The organism is Mesorhizobium sp. M0077 (genome assembly GCF_040322955.1).
In the GTDB taxonomy this organism is placed as follows: domain Bacteria; phylum Pseudomonadota; class Alphaproteobacteria; order Rhizobiales; family Rhizobiaceae; genus Mesorhizobium.
This window is the reverse complement of record NZ_JAMYUL010000001.1, coordinates 250,228-266,949: the sequence shown is the minus strand read 5'-3', so window position 1 is coordinate 266,949 and position 16,722 is coordinate 250,228. Positions and strand designations below refer to the sequence as shown.

The 16,722-nt window shown below is 62.1% G+C and carries 16 protein-coding genes; 10 read left to right on the top strand and 6 right to left on the bottom strand.

Annotation, left to right across the window (positions count from 1 at the left end; genetic code table 11):
• Nucleotides 1-74: 74 nt before the first annotated feature.
• The 3 genes from NKJ57_RS01305 to NKJ57_RS01295 form a co-directional block, all read right to left on the bottom strand.
• Nucleotides 75-230, bottom strand: a complete 156-nt coding sequence (locus tag NKJ57_RS01305) for a hypothetical protein (protein WP_156033724.1) — start codon at nt 228-230, stop codon at nt 75-77.
• 469 nt (nt 231-699) lie between these two features.
• Nucleotides 700-993: a hypothetical protein gene (locus NKJ57_RS01300; protein ID WP_023704064.1), complete on the bottom strand. Its 294-nt coding sequence runs from the start codon at nt 991-993 to the stop codon at nt 700-702.
• A 192-nt stretch (nt 994-1,185) separates the two neighbouring features.
• Nucleotides 1,186-2,979, bottom strand: coding sequence for a PAS domain S-box protein (locus tag NKJ57_RS01295; protein ID WP_023683170.1), 1,794 nt, complete (start codon nt 2,977-2,979; stop codon nt 1,186-1,188).
• A gap of 155 nt (nt 2,980-3,134) precedes the next feature.
• Here NKJ57_RS01295 and NKJ57_RS01290 point away from each other — a divergent pair, with 155 nt between their 5' ends.
• Nucleotides 3,135-3,503, top strand: a complete 369-nt coding sequence (locus NKJ57_RS01290) for a response regulator (protein ID WP_023671108.1) — start codon at nt 3,135-3,137, stop codon at nt 3,501-3,503.
• A gap of 435 nt (nt 3,504-3,938) precedes the next feature.
• On the opposite strand, the gene NKJ57_RS01285 is transcribed toward NKJ57_RS01290, so the two are convergent.
• Both NKJ57_RS01285 and NKJ57_RS01280 read right to left on the bottom strand, forming a co-directional pair.
• Complete coding sequence (locus tag NKJ57_RS01285; RefSeq protein ID WP_023671107.1) at nt 3,939-4,097, bottom strand: hypothetical protein; 159 nt, start codon at nt 4,095-4,097, stop codon at nt 3,939-3,941.
• Between the two features lie 129 nt (nt 4,098-4,226).
• Complete coding sequence (locus tag NKJ57_RS01280) at nt 4,227-6,227, bottom strand: AI-2E family transporter (RefSeq protein WP_352498865.1); 2,001 nt, start codon at nt 6,225-6,227, stop codon at nt 4,227-4,229.
• Nucleotides 6,228-6,412: 185 nt separating this feature from the next.
• On the opposite strand from NKJ57_RS01280, the gene NKJ57_RS01275 reads away from it, so the two are divergent.
• Both NKJ57_RS01275 and NKJ57_RS01270 read left to right on the top strand, forming a co-directional pair.
• Nucleotides 6,413-6,646 carry a hypothetical protein gene (locus NKJ57_RS01275; RefSeq protein ID WP_023671105.1) on the top strand — a complete coding sequence of 78 codons (234 nt, stop codon included), beginning with the start codon at nt 6,413-6,415 and terminating at the stop codon, nt 6,644-6,646.
• Between the two features lie 237 nt (nt 6,647-6,883).
• On the top strand, nt 6,884-7,924 hold the full coding sequence (locus NKJ57_RS01270; RefSeq protein WP_031245934.1) for an aminopeptidase: 1,041 nt from the start codon (nt 6,884-6,886) through the stop codon (nt 7,922-7,924).
• A gap of 29 nt (nt 7,925-7,953) precedes the next feature.
• On the opposite strand, the gene NKJ57_RS01265 is transcribed toward NKJ57_RS01270, so the two are convergent.
• On the bottom strand, nt 7,954-9,159 hold the full coding sequence (locus NKJ57_RS01265; protein ID WP_023747087.1) for an ROK family transcriptional regulator: 1,206 nt from the start codon (nt 9,157-9,159) through the stop codon (nt 7,954-7,956).
• 145 nt (nt 9,160-9,304) lie between these two features.
• Between NKJ57_RS01265 and NKJ57_RS01260 the strand changes: the two genes are divergently transcribed.
• From NKJ57_RS01260 to NKJ57_RS01230, 7 genes are all read left to right on the top strand, one after another.
• Entirely contained in the window at nt 9,305-10,570 is a 1,266-nt protein-coding gene (locus NKJ57_RS01260; RefSeq protein WP_023710878.1) for an ABC transporter substrate-binding protein, read from the top strand.
• A 93-nt stretch (nt 10,571-10,663) separates the two neighbouring features.
• Nucleotides 10,664-11,599: a carbohydrate ABC transporter permease gene (locus NKJ57_RS01255; RefSeq protein ID WP_352510350.1), complete on the top strand. Its 936-nt coding sequence runs from the start codon at nt 10,664-10,666 to the stop codon at nt 11,597-11,599.
• The gene (locus NKJ57_RS01250) at nt 11,592-12,497 is read left to right on the top strand and encodes a carbohydrate ABC transporter permease (protein ID WP_352510349.1); all 906 of its coding nucleotides are present in this window, start codon (nt 11,592-11,594) and stop codon (nt 12,495-12,497) included. The genes NKJ57_RS01255 and NKJ57_RS01250 overlap by 8 nt, the downstream gene beginning before the upstream one ends.
• An 82-nt stretch (nt 12,498-12,579) precedes the next feature.
• Nucleotides 12,580-13,686 carry an ABC transporter ATP-binding protein gene (locus NKJ57_RS01245; RefSeq protein ID WP_352510348.1) on the top strand — a complete coding sequence of 369 codons (1,107 nt, stop codon included), beginning with the start codon at nt 12,580-12,582 and terminating at the stop codon, nt 13,684-13,686.
• Between the two features lie 39 nt (nt 13,687-13,725).
• The gene (locus tag NKJ57_RS01240; protein WP_352510347.1) at nt 13,726-14,493 is read left to right on the top strand and encodes an SDR family NAD(P)-dependent oxidoreductase; all 768 of its coding nucleotides are present in this window, start codon (nt 13,726-13,728) and stop codon (nt 14,491-14,493) included.
• On the top strand, nt 14,490-15,509 hold the full coding sequence (locus NKJ57_RS01235; RefSeq protein ID WP_352510346.1) for a sugar phosphate isomerase/epimerase family protein: 1,020 nt from the start codon (nt 14,490-14,492) through the stop codon (nt 15,507-15,509). Before NKJ57_RS01240 ends, NKJ57_RS01235 begins: the two co-directional genes overlap by 4 nt.
• Nucleotides 15,506-16,318 (top strand): SDR family NAD(P)-dependent oxidoreductase, encoded by an 813-nt coding sequence (locus tag NKJ57_RS01230; RefSeq protein WP_023710874.1) that lies wholly within the window; start codon nt 15,506-15,508, stop codon nt 16,316-16,318. Before NKJ57_RS01235 ends, NKJ57_RS01230 begins: the two co-directional genes overlap by 4 nt.
• Nucleotides 16,319-16,722 lie beyond the last annotated feature (404 nt).

Below are 16,722 nucleotides of genomic sequence, written 5' to 3'. Positions count from 1 at the left end.
CCCGTCTGTCGAGATGACCAGACCCGTAGCACCAGTGGCACCGGCAACGCCATTTGGGTTGTTAGCTGTCCCACTTACCGCTCCCGATCCTCCTGGCGCCCCGTCACCCGTCGTGAGGTCAATGCCGCCACCACCGCCACCAGCGGTCGCGCCATTGGCGGCATTCTGACCCGTGGCACTCGCGAGCGCGCCGTCAACGCCACCTTGTCCAGCGCCTGCGCTGCTACCATTGCCGCCATCGGCCCGAGCCGGCGCGGCGCTCAGCGCAAGGGCAACAGTTAGGATCGTCAAGGCGGAAGTGCTGGAGCGAAGCGACACGACTTGCGGCAAGCGCGCGAGATGCAAAACCCAAAACCCATCACGCGCAATCCGCTCCGCCATGCCTAAGCTCCCTGATTCCTGAGTGCGCGAAGGCAGCATGAAAGCTATTCGCCCGCAAGAAGTTTATAGTCGTGAGAGCTACCAAGAAGCTAACGGTGATCAGTAAAATGAAGTCTGCGACTTTTGAGCGACAGAAAATAGTCAATATTAGATATAGCTTATTAAACAGAGACCTTACGGAATCGCGAGAACAATCTCGCTGCATGAATTTATGCGGAAACGTTCGGACCTCCTGGGCCCAGCCGATCCCATCGGGCGGAGGTGAGTTTCGCCTCTACGGGGCGATGAGGCGCTAGGCTGCCCCTTGGGCGACCCTCACTATCCTGCAAGAAGTGATTCTGTAATCGACTCCCACTCTGCGTCTAGCTTGCCAGTTGCCACAGGCTGCCCGGCGCGGCGGTACCAGTAGGCTGCATTAGAAAGGTCGCCTTCTTTGCGGTGCAGATAGGCATGAACCCATACAGAGGCCGGATCAGATTCGTTGGCCTGCACACACTCATGCGCCCGCTCCCAATCGCCCTGTCTATCCCACCATAGAGCGTGGAGCGCCATCCCAAGATTCGCCGGGGGCTCTACACCCTGAAGGGTCGCACGGAACTCGTCGATGTCCATAGTTACCTCGCCTCTGGCTACGCCGGTCCTGTCCCGTTCCGTGCAACGAAATGCGCCCTCTGCCGGTGATTTGCTCTGCCGACTTTAGCAATGGCTCTGGCGATCTTTAGCGGAAACGGGGTTTTCGCTCGGCAAAGGCCGCATCAAGGGCTTCCAATTGACGAATGCTCGTTGCAGGGCTGCTTCCTGCTTCTAAGCTTCATGGTCGGCAGAAGCTGCCACGGAAACCAAAGGCGCTTCCAGGCTCCATGTTATGCCATGCGGACCGTGTTCGAGAATTCCTTGCCCACTGACCGCTGCGGGCGCAACCCGCTTCAGCACAACGGTTCCAAAGCCACCTTGTCCGACAGTCTGAACCTGCGGACCATCGGATTCGGCCCAGGTGAGGTGAAAGAGCCTCGAAGCACCGGAACCGGTGATGCCCCATGTGACCGAAATCCGGCCCTTGTCCCCTGAGAGCACGCCGTATTTGGCCGAGTTGGTCGCCAGTTCGTGGAAGGCAATCCCGAGATACTGAACTGCGTTGGGACTGAGCACCAATGATGGGCCCGACATTTCGATCACATCCCCCCGCGGGAAAGGCTCGACCTGGGCCGCCAAGAGGTCGCTGATCGTGGCACCCTTCCAATCCGCCGAAACAAGCAGGTCGTGAGATCGCGACAACGCCATGATGCGCTCGCGCACCTGGGTTTCAAAGTGTTTTGGCGTCTCCGATCGCTTGTTGGTCTCCCGGATCATCGACAGGATGACCGAATACTGGTTTTTCACCCGGTGGTTGACCTCGCGCATCAGCATGCGGATGCGGTATTCATTCTCCTTCGCCGACGTGATGTCTCGCGCTATCTTCGATGCGCCGGTGATCTGCCCGGTTGCGTTACGCACGGGCGATATCGTCAGCGAAACCGGAACCAGGCTGCCATCCTTGCGCAGGCGGGTCGTTTCGAATGGTTCGACGCGCTCGCCGCGGCGAATGCGTTGGAGGATGCGGGGTTCCTCGTCCTGATGGTCTTCGGGGATCAGCATGGTCACCGACCGGCCAATCGCTTCGTCGGCGGTATAGCCGAAAAGCCGTTCGGCGCCGTGGTTCCAGCTTTTTATGATGGTGTTGAGATCCTTGCTGACGATAGCGTCAAATGAGGATTCCACGATCGCTGACAGGTGCTGCCTGGTTTCTTCGGCACGCTGGCGGTCCGTCAGGTCCAGCAGCATGTTGACGGCGCCAATCAGAGCGCCGTGCTCGTCCCGCAGCGGTGTCGGGTAGGGCAGGAACGGAAAAAACGATCCATCGGGACGCTGCGCAACAGCTTGCTGATTGCGGACCGGCCTGTTCTCCTTGAGCGCGATGGCCATCGGGCATTCATCGTGCGGCAATTCCTTGCCGTCGGCACTGAACAGCTTGAACGTCACACACCATTTATCCTTGCCGACCTCAGGCTCCCTGCCTGCCAGATCGGCCGCGGCGCGGTTGTAGTAGGTGATCGTCCCATCCTGATCGGTCGTGTAGATGGCGACGGGTAGGCCGTCGAGTATCTGGTGATAGGTACTGTCATGCTGCCTGAGCTCCGAGCGGGTGTGCACCAAGTCGGTTACATCGACCGTGAAGCACCGGGTGTTGATCAGCTTGCCGTCCCGGAAATGTCCGCTTGAGGTGACTTCGACGTGCTTGATCGATCCATCGCTGGCCCTCAATCGCGCCGGATATCTTACGATCTTCTCGCCATTGGCAAGGCGACCCAAAATGTCCTCTATGACGTCCCGGTCGGGATAGAACTCGGCGATGTGGCAACCGAGGTAGTCCTCTGCGGGATAGCCGAGAAGGTCGAGCTCAGCCTGGTTGGCATGCACGATTACGCCGTCTGCGTTCACCAGATGGAGGGCAACGGCGCCGTTTTCGAAGAAATCCTTGTAATCGAAATCCAGACCGTCATTGCTGGACACCCCCGGGTTTTCGAAGGCGACAACATTCGCCTGTGTTGCTTCATGCATCCCAAACACCTTGTCCAGTCCAACCAAATATAATGCGGCTTGGATCAGTTGGTTCCCATTGCTCGCGGTCTCGACCCGCTGCGTACGGGAACCGGACCCTAAAAGGGTCGTAGCCTCGACTCGTCTTCCATCTACAAACGTGCGATCATCCGCGCATGGGCAAACCCTTGGTCCTTGTCGTCGACGACGAAGCCTTGATAGCACTGGATATGGAGTCCACTCTTTCGGAGGCGGGCTTTGCCGTGGCATTGGCGGCGACATGTTCCCAGGCGAAACGTTTTCTTGCGGACCATACCCCCGCCGCAGCGATCCTGGACGTCAGGTTGTCGGACGGCGAGGCTGTTGACGCGGCAAAAACCTTGGCAGGGCGGGCGGTTCCTTTCATCGTCTATTCCGGCCTGGGGCTCGAGGAAACCCCCGAAGCGTTCTCGTCCGGCGTAAGAGTGATGAAACCCGCCGGACCTGCAGAGGTGGTCCGGGCTCTCAAAGCGATGACCGCCGGGCAGCAGAAGGCGACGGGATAGCCGTGCTCTGAGCACCTTCGGTCTAAACTAGCCAGGCGCTGCCGGAGCAGCTGCCGTGCCTCACGGAGCAGCGAATTGCGGCCGGTGCCGATCAGGCGAACAAGGTCGCGCGCTTGATCCTCGGTGATGCCGGTCTCTTTGGCAGTTGACAGCACCAGTGCTTCATTCCCTTCCACTTTCTTAGGGTTGTGCTCGTCCTTGCCCGTGCTGATCATGCCTTCTCCATCGGCTCAACGCCAGGATCTGAGACTCATTCTTCGACGCACGGTCAACCTCGCTGTGCCGCGTTTGAGCGACAGAGATAGCGGCTCAATTATTGCGTTGCCAGAAACGATCCTGGCAACAGCCAAGTGGCCGGGTCCGTTCGTACGATAAAGCGCCCCGCGCAGGGACGGCGCCAGCATGGGCCAGATCGACCAGACAGATTGACCGGTCCTATGCCTCTCCGAAATCGGTTTCGTTTCTTGACGTCGGTTGCCGCTCGTAGTCAACGGGCGGCGGCAGGAGCATGATTTCGGTCTCCTTGCGGCCGAACTCTCGGCCGATCTGGAACGCCGCGTAGATCGCGCCGAGGCGGATAAGGAATCTAAGCATGGGGGTTCTCCTTCGATGTTAGGAACCGCAAGGCCGCGAGATTGTTCCATGGTTTGCGAGTGGGGACGATCTTGCCGTCGCACCAGGCATTCCAGCGCCGGCGCGGCAATCTGAGACATGGCGGTGCGGCTAGGCTGTTGCGGCCGTTGCCTGGGCCGGGATCCGTTTTCGAGGGGCCGGACGGCGTCGATCGCGGCGTTTCGAAACGACTTTGAGGGGAACGGCCGGCGCTGGAGAAAGTGCGCCAAGCACAGCGTTGACCATGCCGTGCGCTACGAAATCGGCGCTGATGTCGGCGGCCAAAGCTTGCCTTTCTTGCCCGACATCGCCCTGCTCCGCGTCTGACCAGAACACAATCCCAATTCTCAAACCTGCCTTGGCGCGCTTCAGTCTCCGGACCAGAAAGCGGGCATGCTTGAGCGAATCCCGGTTCAGGAAACCGACCACGACGGTGTCGATCGCCTCTAGTTCGAGACGACGAATACCTGCCGGCTCCATATCGACAAAACTGGCCTTCGCCACCGTAGCACCTTGCACCTCCAGCACCTGAGCGAGCATGGCGGCAGCGGCATCGTCGAGTTCGCCGCGACCGCCGGCACAAAGCACCGACATGTCCTTGCCGTCGGGCAGCTCGATCTCTTCCTCTTCGACGCCATCTGTTTCCCTGCTCGCGCTCCCTTCCGCGGTGGTTGTCGGCGCATCTTCCTCGCTTGCCTCTTCCTGTGCATCGTCGGCAAGATTTGCCACAAGAATTTGGGCGCTCGCCGCCACCTGCCTTCGCTGTTGATCGCCCATCACGCCACGCATGCGGTCCTGCTCGCCCAACAGGAGTGCAGGAATGGCGACAGTGTCGTAGAAATCGATCAGGTACTTCTCCTCGAGGATCTCCTCGGCATGGTCAGTGGCCTCGTCGGGATCGCCGGCCAGGAGCCGTTGATAGAGCCGGGCGTGAGATTCAAGGACGGGCTCGTTGCCAAACAGGACGTCGAGAAATTCGAACTGCGGAACATGTCGCCCGAGGACGACGAGGCAAACTGTCAGCGGCGTCGAAAGGACCAGGCCGAGCGGCCCCCACAACCATGTCCAGAAAATTGCCGCAACGATGATTGCCAAAGGAGAAAGTCCCGTGCGCGAGCCATAGAGCCACGGTTCGATGACGTTGCCGGTTACCAATTCCATGACGACAAACAGTGCGGCGGTCCACAGCACCAGCGACCAGCCGGGCGCAACCGCCAAGGCCAGAAACAAGGGCAGCAGCATGCCGATAACAGGGCCGATATAGGGAACGAAGCGCAGCGCCAGTGCCAGCAACCCCCACAGCAGCGCGTTGGGAATGCCGAGCACCCAAAGGCCAATTGCGATTGGTATGGCGTAGACGATGTTCACCACCAATTGCATGATCAGATAGCGGCCAACCCGTTTGCCGGCATCCTGCAATGCCTGCGTTGTGCGATGGAGGTCGCCATAGCCGACGAGGCGGATAAACCGGTCGCGCAGATCCTCGCGCTCAAGCAACATGAAGATGACGACGATGATGATCAGGCCAGCTGATGCCAGCGGGCTGATCAACGGTCCGATGATGTTCTGCAATACCTCCAGAGGTCTCTCGCGGGCGACGATCTCGACGGGAACAGGCTCGCGCCGGGGCTTGTCGGCCGCAGGCGGCGCCACATCCTGCTTGTCGATCTCCTGACCGACACGCTCGATCACCCCGCTCAGCCTGGCAATTATGCCGCCACCAACGCCCGTCTCCTTGAGGGAACGTACCTTCGTCAGAATGTTTGTCTGGTAGACGGAAATGTTCTGAGCAAGCTCGCTTACCTGGGTCGCAACAATGAAGCTGAACAGGCCCAGGGCCGCGAATGCGCCAATCACGCTCAGAAGCACTGCGGGCAGCCGAGGCAAGCCGACACGCTTCAGTGCGGAGACCATCGGCACCAGCGCAAAGGTCAAAAGCAGCGCGATGGCAATGGGAAGGAACACCTCACGACCGAAATACAGCGCAGCTACTGTCGTGACGATGGTTGCCACGGTAGGCAGAGCTGTGCGCGGATGGGCATTGCCTGCCGCAAGAATCCGTCCTAGCCCCCGCTCGGACGATGAGATGTCGTTTCGACGATTGGCAGCCACCTGATTCCCCCCGTTTCCTAGCGATAGTTAGACCCATTCGCCTGCCGGGCAATGTTTAGCAGGGCCGAATACATACGTTTTGCGGTTTTGCGCCCTGGGCGCTGTGCTCTGACGGTTCAGTCGATATCGTCGGAGCCGCAAATCTGTGGTAAAGCCGCCGCCCAACCAACCAAAGGACGACATCTGTGAGCGAACCGACTGTGGCCGAAGCGACCGAAAGTATCTATGCCTCGCTGCGGGCGGACAATGCCGACATCGACGCCCATATCGCGACGCTCAAGGCTGCGCTGACACGAGAGGGCGCAAAACAGGCGGTGTTCGATCCGGCAAAATTGGCGCAGAACAACCGCTCCGGCCGTAAGTTGATGCAGGCTTATTTTCGCCAGCGCGGCGTGAGCGTGAGGTTTTCGGACCAGTAGCGCGCGGCAGCTTGGGGGAACGGCGTCCCAACGGACGGTCCGTATCTCGCCCGCTCCGCCCTGCGGTGGACTTTCGTCAATCCTAGGCGAATGCCCGCCTTGCCCTGCCCAGGTCGGTGTCGCCCCCTGCCCCTGCAGCTCTTGACGGAAACCGGTGCCTCCTGTTTGAGGGTGACCAGGACGTTTGCTGCATAGGGAGATGGGCAGGGTGGGCAAACAGTGAAGCGCGTTCTTCGGATGCTTGCCGCGGCGATCATCGCGTCCGGGGCGACCGGCTGCACGAGCATTTCCTACTACGCGCAGTCGTTGCAGGGTCACGCGCAGATCATGGCCGCCCGCAAAAATATTGGAAAAATCATCCGTGATCCTTCGACGCCTGAGGCATTGCGCGCCAAATTGACGTCGGCCAGCGCCATAAGACGGTTTGCGACAGATGAACTGGCACTGCCCGAGAACAGCAGCTACCGCAGCTATGTCGACATCCATCGCGACGCCGTGACCTGGGCCGTTTTTGCCGCGCCGCAATTCTCGCTTGCGCCACGAACATGGTGCTTTCCGGTTTTCGGCTGCGTTCCATACCGGGGTTATTTCTCCCGGAAATCCGCGGCTGAAAGCGCTGTCGAGCTTCAAAGACAAGGCCTCGACGTCTATGTCTCGGGCGTCACCGCCTATTCCACGCTTGGCTGGTCGAGTGACCCGCTGCTGAGCACCATGCTGCATCAGGACGACACCTATCTCGCAAGCCTTGTTTTTCATGAGCTGGCGCATCAGCGCCTCTATGTGGATGGCGATTCCGCATTCAATGAGGCGTTCGCCGTAGCCGTCGAAACCAGCGGCGTCAGGAAATGGCTCCGCGCCGCCGGCGATCGGGCCGGATTGCGCCGCTACGAAGCCGATCGCAAGCGCAGCGCCGATTTTCTCGGGCTGGTGGCGAGGACGCGCGACGAGCTAAGGCAGGTCTATGGTAGTCCCCGCACCCCGGAAAAGATGGCGGCCGCCAAGGCAGCAACCATCGACCGGTTGCGGGCGCGCTACCGGCGGATGCGCGACAGGCACTGGGCGGGATACCGTGGATACGACGCCTGGTTCGATGCCCCGATCAACAACGCAAAGCTCGCCGCGACTGCCGTCTACGGTGAACAGGTTCCGGCCTTTCTTCGCTTGTTCGACCTGTGTTCGGGTGACTATCCAAGGTTTTACGCTTCTGTCCGGCGGATCGCGGATTTGCCCAAATCGTCCCGCGCCGAAGCGCTCAAGGCTGCGGACACATGCAATTGACTTGAACAAGCACAGGCTGGTCCTGACGATCACCCCAGCGACAGTTCCTTCGTCTGGTGTCTCAAAACGAGGCCGACCGCGCCCAGCAAGGCATCGTTCTCGGTGTGCTTGCCAACGATGATGCGCGTGCGCAGGGCGGGAGCGACATCCCGGGACTTGATCAGCGTGTGGCGTTCATAGGACGCGATCAGCGGCGTCAACAGAATGTCCCCTGCCAAAGCCATGTGGCCGCCGATGATGATAAGCGGCGGATTGAGCACCGAGCCGATCAGGCCGAGACCCCGGCCGGCGATCTCGGCGGTATCCTCGATCATCCGCAACGCCCTGACGTCGCCCTGCTCGGCCATGGCGATGACATCGTCCATGGTGACTTGCCGCCCAACGACACGCGAAATCTGTTCCAGCGGCCGGGCAAAACTCGCGTAGAGCTCCAGGCATCCGCGATTGCCGCAGCGGCAAAGGTCGCCGCCGGGATCGATGCTGATGTGCCCGAATTCGCCAGCGCCGCCGGCGACGCCCGTCACCAGCCGGCCATGCTGGACTATGGCGCCGCCGACACCCAGATCGATCTTGAACAGGACGAAATCGTCCTGGCCTACGGCCGCGCCCCACATCAGCTCGGCAATGGCCGCGCAGTTGCTCTCGTTGTCGGCGAAGATCGGCTGTTCCAGGACGGGTCCGAACACATCTCGTATGTTGACGCCGGCCCATGTTGGAACCATGCTTGCGCGCAGCACCACTCCATCGCGGCTGACAGGGCCGGAGACGGAGACACCAACCCCCAGGAGCCCCGCCACCGGCAGACCGTTTTCCCTGTAAGATTGGGCAATTGCCGATTTGACCGCCTGGGCCGCCTGTTGCGGCTGGTAGTCCAGCGCCATTGGAATATTTTGTTCGGCAATGACGGAATGCGAGACATCGGCGACGATGAGCCGTATCTGCTGAAGAGCCAGGTGAATGCCGACGCAGGTGCCCGCTGTCGGATTGAGCGTCACCGCCGCGGCTGGCCTGCCGATGCCTCTGATGCCGTCGCGGCTGGTCGGGGCTTCGATCACCATTCCAGACCTTTTCAAGCCGTTAAGCGCGGTTGACACCGTCGAGCGCGCCAGACCGGTGGCGCGTGCGATCTGCAACGCGGAGAGTGCGCCGCGCTCGCTCAGGCAGCGCACGATCATGCTCTCCGGCGACGCGGAGGGTCTGTCGATCAGCCAGGTTCTAAGCGAAGGTTTTGTCATGGCTCAACATAAACATCGTTGACTGATAGCTCCAATATGTCATCTTGGAAAGAACTCGAGATTGACGCATCTCGCCGGCGGCGGCTTCAAACCGCGGCCATAAGCGGTCGAGACGAACCGTGCAACACGATATGGGAGTGAAACGATGAAGTCCGTCATGACCGCGCTTGCGGCCGCTGCTGCGTGCACATTTTTCGCCGGAACAGCCTTCGCCGAACCCAAGACCAACCTTTTGCACCAGTGGGCGACCGGATCGGACGCCCAGGCGATCGCCAAGCTCGGCGAGATGTTCACCGCCAAGGGCGGCAAATGGGAACAGACCTCGATCGCCGGCCACACCGCCAATACGCTGGCCAAGCTGCGCGCCGACGTGATCGCCGGCAATGCCCCGCCTGCCGTGCAGCTCAAGGGCCCCGAGATCGCCGAATGGAACGAGACCGGCATGACCGCCGATCTCGACGAGTTGGCGGCCTCGGAAGGGTGGGAGAAAGTGGTGGCGCCGGAATTGCTTCCGGTGATGAAGCCGACCGGCAAATGGGTCGCCGCGCCCATGAACATCCACCGCATCAACTGGCTCTGGGCCTCGCCCAAGGTCATGCAGGCGGCCGGCGTGGCGGAAATGCCCAAGACCTGGGCCGAGTTCAATGCCGCCTGCGACAAGATCGTCGCCACAGGCAAGATCTGCATCTCGCATTCGACCGCCGACTGGACGGATTCGACGGTGTTCGAGGTCGTGCTCTACGGCCAGGACATCGATCTCTACCGTAAGGCCTTTGTGGAAGGCGATGTCGAGTCCATGCGCAGCCCGGGAATGGTCAAGGCCTTCACGCAGATGCGCCTGATGACGAGCAAATACATGGATCCGGGCATGGTCGGCCGCGACTGGGATTCGATGTCGGCGCTGGTCGGCAAGGGCGACGCGGCGTTCCACATCATGGGCGACTGGACGATCGGCCTTTTGACCGCCGCCGGCTTCAAGGAAGGCACCGACTATGTCTGCGCCCAGGCGCCGACCGATTGGGGCAAACCCGGCTTCATCCTCAACTCGGACTCGGTCGTGTTCTTCAAGCAGAAGGACCAGGATTACATCGACGGCCAGAAGCTGCTGGCCAGCCTGATCCTGTCGCCCGACTTCCAGACGGTCTTCAACCAGGCCAAGGGCTCGATCCCTGCACGCCTGGATATCGATCTGTCGAAGGGCTTCAATCCGTGCCAGCAGCTCTCGCAGAAGGATCTGCAGGCTTCGATCAAGGACGGCACGCTGGTCCGCTCGATGGCGCACAACATGACCATCCCGCAGAAGATGCGCGGCGCGATCATGGACTCCATTACCGAGTTCGTGGCGACACCGGACATGTCGCCCGAGGATGGCGCCAATGCGATGGCCGACGCGGCGGAAGCACAGAAATAGACGGGAATGGCCGGGCGCCATCCGCACCCGGCCGTCCGCCATCCCGGTCCCGCGCTCCGCCAGTCCTGTGCTCTGCCAATCTCCGTGCTCTGAATGTCAAATCACGACCTGATCCTGTCGGTACCGACGCCTGCCCGCCCCTGGCGCGAGCGGCTGGGCTCCGCGATGCCCTTGCTCGTGCTCGGCCCCTCTCTCGTGGCGAGCTTCGTCTACGTCTTCGTGTTCACCGGCTGGACGCTCTATATCTCGCTGTCCAACTCCTCGCTGCTGCCGACCTACGGCTTCGTCGGCCTGGACAACTACGCGTCGCTGTGGGCGAACCGGCGCTGGAACATCGCCTACAACAACCTGTTTTTCTTCAGCGCTTTCTACATCGTCGGCTCGATGGCCGTGGGACTGCTGCTGGCGATCCTGATCGACCAGCGCGTGCGCGGCGAAGCGGCATGGCGCACGATCTTCCTGTATCCGCTGGCCGTCTCCTTCATCGTCACCGGCACGGTCTGGAGCTGGCTCTACAATCCGACCGACGGCATCCAGGCCATGGTGCGCGGTTTCGGCTGGGCGAGCTTCAGTTTCGCACTCGCCAGCGACCGGCACTATGCGATCTACGCGGTGATCATCACCGGTGTCTGGCAGGCCTCGGGCTTTGCCATGGCGCTGTTCCTGGCCGGCCTGCGCTCGGTGGATCAGGACCTCGTCAAGGCCGCGCAGATCGACGGCGCATCGACGTTCCGCATCTATCGCAAGGTGCTTCTGCCAACCATTGCGCCGATCTTCCTGGCGGTCGCCGTCATCCAGATCCAGTTCGCCATCAAGACCTTCGACCTCGTGGCGGCCCTGACCAAGGGCGGCCCGGGGATCTCGACCACCTTCCCCGCCATCTACGTCTATGACCTGATGTTCCAACGCGGCCAGATCGGCGAAGGCGCGGCCGCCGCCATCATGATGCTTGCCGCTGTTGCCGTGGTGCTGGTGCCCTATTCATTCTGGGTGGTCTGGCGCCGGCGCAAGGAAGCCGGCCATGGCTGACGTCTCCCTGGACCAGTCGCTCGACCGTCGCGCTGCCGCAGTCGCGTCGCGCCGGCATTTTCTCACCCGCTTCGCCATTTATGGGCTGCTGGTCGTCTTCGCGGCGATCTACCTAGTCCCGTTGCTGGTCGTGGTGCTGAATTCATTCCGCGACCAGCAGGAGATCGCACGCAACGGGTTGATCTCGCTGCCGCGCAGCTTCCGCCTCGGTGCCTGGGGCCAGGCCTGGAGCACCTATTGCATCGGCGGCACCTGCGAGGGCATGCAGCGCAACTTCTACAACTCCCTGAAGATGACGATCCCGGCCACGATCATCTCGACGGCGGTCGGCGCGATGAACGGTTACATCCTGTCGAAATGGCGCTTCAGGGGTTCGGAAGCTTTGTTCACCTGCATGCTGCTCGGCGTCTTCATTCCGGGCCAGATTTCGTTGATGCCGTGGGCGTTCATCCTCGGCAATCTCGGCCTTAGCAATTCGGTCTACGGGCTCGTCCTCATCCACGTCATCCAGGGCATTTCGTTCACCACTTTGTTTTGCCGCAACTACTACGTCAGCATCCCCGACGACCTGATTAAGGCGGCGCGCATCGACGGCGCCGGCTTCTGGCGCATCTTCCGCAAGATCATTCTGCCGCTCTCCTCACCGATCCTGATCGTCACGGTGATCTGGCAGTTCACCGGCATCTGGAACGAATATCTGTTCGGCGTCGTCTTCACCTCCGGGCAGCAACAGCCGATCACGGCAGCGCTCGTCGCGCTGACGGCAAGCGGCACCAATGTGCGCGCCTACGATGTCATGAGCGCCGCCGTGCTGATCGGCGCGCTGCCGCCGCTGCTGATCTATCTCTTCGGCGGCAAGTATTTCGTTCGTGGCCTGACCCAAGGGGCGATCAAGTGAGGCGCCGTCAAGTGAGGCGCGATCCAATGAGCGGAGCCTGTCTCCTGTCGCCGATCGTCCCGTCCGCCAAGAAGGGCATCGCATGTCGACATTGACCATCCGATCGCTGCGCAAGAACTACGGTGCGGTCGAGGTGCTGAAGGGCGTCGATCTCGAGGCGCAGGACGGCGAGTTCATCGCGCTGGTCGGACCCTCCGGCTGCGGCAAGTCCACTCTGCTGGCGATGATCGCCGGGCTTGAAACCGTTACCTCCGGCGAGATCCGCATCGACGGGCGGCTGGTCAATTCGGTGCCGCCGAAGGACCGCGACATCGCCATGGTGTTCCAGTCCTACGCGCTCTACCCGACGATGACGGTGCGCGAGAACATCACCTTCGGCATGGAAAGCCGCCGCGTCCCGAAGCCGCAGCAGGACGAGGCCGTCAGTCGAGTTGCTGCCTTCCTGCAGATCGAGCCGCTGCTTGGCCGCAAGCCCGGACAGCTCTCGGGCGGCCAGCGCCAGCGCGTCGCCATGGGCCGGGCGCTGGTTCGCGATCCCAAACTGTTCCTGTTCGACGAGCCGCTCTCCAATCTCGATGCCAAGCTGCGCGTCGACATGCGCACCGAAATCAAGAAGCTGCATCACCGCGTCGGCAAGACCACGGTCTACGTCACCCACGACCAGGTCGAGGCGATGACGCTGGCATCGCGCATCGCCGTGATGCACCAGGGCGAGGTCCAGCAATTCGACGATCCCGCCACGATCTACAACCGTCCGGCCAACATGTTCGTCGCCGGCTTCATGGGGTCGCCGGCGATGAATTTTCTGCCAGCCGAACTGAGCCAGGAAGGCGGTCGCGCCACTGTTGTGTTGCAGACCGCCGACGGCAAGACGGCCAGCCTGCCGATGGTCCAGGCGCTCCCATCCGACACGCCGCGACAGCTCGTGCTCGGCATCCGTCCCGAGCATATCTACCGCTTCGATCCCGACCTTGCGCGCCGCAAGCCGGGCATCGCGCAGATCGATGCAGTGGTCGAACTGGTCGAGCCGACAGGCGCGGAGACCATGGCCGTCCTGCGCCTGGGCGGCAAGGAGATCACCGGCCGTTTCGACCCCGACGGCACGCCGCTTATGGGCGAGACGGTGACGCTCGGCATCGACATGGCGCGGGCGTGCCTGTTCGACCCGACGACCCAACGCCTGATCTGACCCGATCTGACCGAAGCTTGATCTGAAAAGAGTTCCGCCTTGTCCTTCGCCACATATCCGAGCCTGTCCGAGCGTGTCGTGCTGATCACCGGCGGTGCGTCGGGCATCGGCGCCGACACGGTCCGCGCCTTCGCCGCCAATGGCGCACGAGTGGCGTTTCTCGATCTGCAGCAGGAGGCCGGCGAGCAGCTTGCCCGCGACCTCGCCGCCACGGCAGCGCACGCGCCCCTGTTCCTGCGCTGCGATGTGACCGATATCCCCGCCCTCCAGGCCGCGATCGGCACGGTGCGCGACCGCCTAGGGCCTGTCGCGGTGCTGGTCAACAACGCCGCCGATGACAATCGCCAGCCGGTCGCCGACGTGACCCAGGCGACATGGGACCATGCCCAGGATGTGAACCTCAGGCACCACTTCTTTGCCGCTCAGGCCGTGCATCCGCACATGAAGGAAGTGGGCTTTGGTTCGATCGTCAATTTTTCCTCGATCGCCTGGCGATTCGGCGCGTCAGAGATGGCCCCCTATGCGGCGGCCAAGGCTGCGGTGGTCGGGCTGACCTTCGCGCTGGCGCGGGCGTTTGGCCCCGACAACATCCGCGTCAACGCCATCGAGCCGGGCGCCGTCATCACCGACCGGCAGCGGGAGCTTTGGTACAAGACCGAAGGTTCGGTCGACCAGGTCGTGCAGCGCCAGGTGATCCGCAAGGTTCTGCTCGGCGAGGAGATCGCGCGCACGGTGCTGTTCCTCGCCGCCGACGACAGCCGCATGATCACCAAGCAGTCGATCACCGTGGATGCCGGCCTGCGATGACCACACCTGACTCAAAGGATCGCTTCATGCTCGAGGTCGGCCTGAACCCCTACGGCCTGACCTATCATCTCGGCCTCCAGGGCCGCGGCACGCCACGCGCCAATCCTAGACCTGCGGGGCTCGAAGGTTTCATCGCGCTCGCGACCGATCTCGGCGCGCGCGTGCTGGAGATCTGGGTGCCATGGCTGACCGAGCTTTCCGACGACGCGGTGATCGCGCTGCGCGAACGGCTCGCCGGCCTTCGCATCGCGCCGGTCGTCAGCGGCGGCCTGCTGGTGGGCGAACCGCTCGACGATGCGTTTCGGGCCGCGCGCCTGCTCAACGCCAAAATCATCCGGACGGCGCTGACGCCGGTTCTCTGCGGCGACCGCAACGCGGCCGGCGAAAAATGGAGCGAGTACGTCGGCATCATTCGAGAGCGATTGGTGGAATGGGGTCCCCGCGCGAATGCCGAAGGGTATGTCCTTGCGATCGAAAACCACCAGGACGTTACCAGCCGGGAACTCGTCGATTTCTGCGCCCTCGGTGGTGACAGTGTGGGCGTCACCTTCGACACCGGCAACACGTTCCCGGTCGGCGAAGCGCCGCTCGATTTTACGAAGGTGATCGCCCCCTATGTCCGCCATGTCCACCTCAAGGATTACCGCGTGCAGTTCACGACCGAAGGTTACCGGCTGATCCGCTGCGCCATCGGCGACGGTGCGGTGCCGTTTGCCAAGCTGTTCGCCATTCTTGGCCAGCACCACGATCGCATGACCGCCGTTCTCGAACCGGGCGCCTTGGAGGCCCGGCATGTCCGCTATCTCAGCGACGACTGGTGGCGCGGCTATCCGCAGAAGACGGCACGCGAATTTGCCGCCTGCCTGGCGGCCGCGCAGCGCAACCGGCTGCCCGACGATGCCGACTACCGCACGCCTTGGGAGCGCGAAGCCGACGTCTCACTGGTTTCCTATGAGCTCGACATGATCCGGCGCAGCGCCGCCAACATGCGCAAACTGATGGAGAATATCCGATGACGGCACGTGAACTCGATGGATTGACCGCCTTCGTAACCGGCTCCGGCCGTGGCCTCGGCCGCGTGATGGCCGAGCGCCTGGCCGAACTCGGCGCCAATGTCGCGATCCACGACATGGACGAGGAAGCGCCGGCGAAGTACGGCGAGTTCGCCAATCTCGGCGAAGTGGTCGAGCGCCTGAAGCGGCACGGCACGAAGGTCACGTCGGTGACCGGCAACATTGGCGACCAGAAGGCGGTGGCCGAGATGAAGCGCAGGATCGAGGCCGATCTCGGCGACGTCCATGTGCTGGTCAATTGCGCTGGCGGCGACATCGGCGCCAAGGGCGGCAAGCCGAACCCGAACAACGCCCTCGACATCGAACTGGACGACATCCGCGTGCTCACCGAGAACAATCTGATCGGCACGATGCTGGTCTGCCAGGCCTTCGTGCCGCCGATGAAGCAGCGCGGCGGCGGCTCCGTCATCAACATCGCCTCCGCGGCGGCACATCTCGGCTGCTCGCCCGAGGTCGTTTACTCCACCTTGAAGGCCGCGGTCGTGCATTACACGCGCTGTCTCGCCAAGGAACTGATCGACGACGGCGTGCGCATCAACGCGGTCAGCCCAGGCGCCACGAAGACGGCACGCTTCCAGGCGACCCGCACGGTCGATCCGGAGCGCATGGATTCGAGCAAGAAGTCGCTGAACCGCTATGCCGAGCCGGAGGAGATCGCCGAGGCGGTGGCCTTTCTAGCCGGCCCCCGCGCACGATTTATCAATGGGCAGGTGCTCCGCGTCGATGGCGGGTTTACGATCTTTCCGGGGTGATGGCGGGGTGCCTCGGATTTCAATTTCGGGGCCGAAAGCGGAAGTGCCGTTTTCGGGATTCCTGGGTTAAATTGCCCCCTCACGCCTCGAGCTTTTCGCAGCGTCAAAACGGCTGTGGAGGGATTGGCAGGCTATACCGCTGACGAAGCGCACATGTGACGCACCGAGGATAAGTAACCCCGCTTGGTCACGAGGGCGCTGCCGACCGGTTGGTCGAAACTGGCGCTGGTACTCGCTATTCACGAAATTGCCGATCACCCTGACGAGGTCCACTAAGCAATGGTGAACGTCATTTCTGAAGTCGCAAGCAACTCGGCCGCCCTACTCCATTGAGGTCAGCCATGCCTTCGCGGAGCCGACGCAATCTCTGCTGGAGCCATGCTTCTTCAGGCGCAAGCGCTGTG

Coding starts and splice junctions, on each gene's coding strand:
- NKJ57_RS01235 (WP_352510346.1), top strand. CDS start 14,490: ATGACCACACCTGACTCAAAGGATCGCTTCATGCTCGAGGTCGGCCTG.
- NKJ57_RS01250 (WP_352510349.1), top strand. CDS start 11,592: ATGGCTGACGTCTCCCTGGACCAGTCGCTCGACCGTCGCGCTGCCGCA.
- NKJ57_RS01305 (WP_156033724.1), bottom strand. CDS start 230: ATGGTAGCAGCGCAGGCGCTGGACAAGGTGGCGTTGACGGCGCGCTCG.
- NKJ57_RS01230 (WP_023710874.1), top strand. CDS start 15,506: ATGACGGCACGTGAACTCGATGGATTGACCGCCTTCGTAACCGGCTCC.
- NKJ57_RS01290 (WP_023671108.1), top strand. CDS start 3,135: ATGGGCAAACCCTTGGTCCTTGTCGTCGACGACGAAGCCTTGATAGCA.
- NKJ57_RS01260 (WP_023710878.1), top strand. CDS start 9,305: ATGAAGTCCGTCATGACCGCGCTTGCGGCCGCTGCTGCGTGCACATTT.
- NKJ57_RS01265 (WP_023747087.1), bottom strand. CDS start 9,159: ATGACAAAACCTTCGCTTAGAACCTGGCTGATCGACAGACCCTCCGCG.
- NKJ57_RS01245 (WP_352510348.1), top strand. CDS start 12,580: ATGTCGACATTGACCATCCGATCGCTGCGCAAGAACTACGGTGCGGTC.
- NKJ57_RS01295 (WP_023683170.1), bottom strand. CDS start 2,979: ATGCATGAAGCAACACAGGCGAATGTTGTCGCCTTCGAAAACCCGGGG.
- NKJ57_RS01300 (WP_023704064.1), bottom strand. CDS start 993: ATGGACATCGACGAGTTCCGTGCGACCCTTCAGGGTGTAGAGCCCCCG.
- NKJ57_RS01255 (WP_352510350.1), top strand. CDS start 10,664: ATGTCAAATCACGACCTGATCCTGTCGGTACCGACGCCTGCCCGCCCC.
- NKJ57_RS01270 (WP_031245934.1), top strand. CDS start 6,884: ATGCTTGCCGCGGCGATCATCGCGTCCGGGGCGACCGGCTGCACGAGC.
- NKJ57_RS01285 (WP_023671107.1), bottom strand. CDS start 4,097: ATGCTTAGATTCCTTATCCGCCTCGGCGCGATCTACGCGGCGTTCCAG.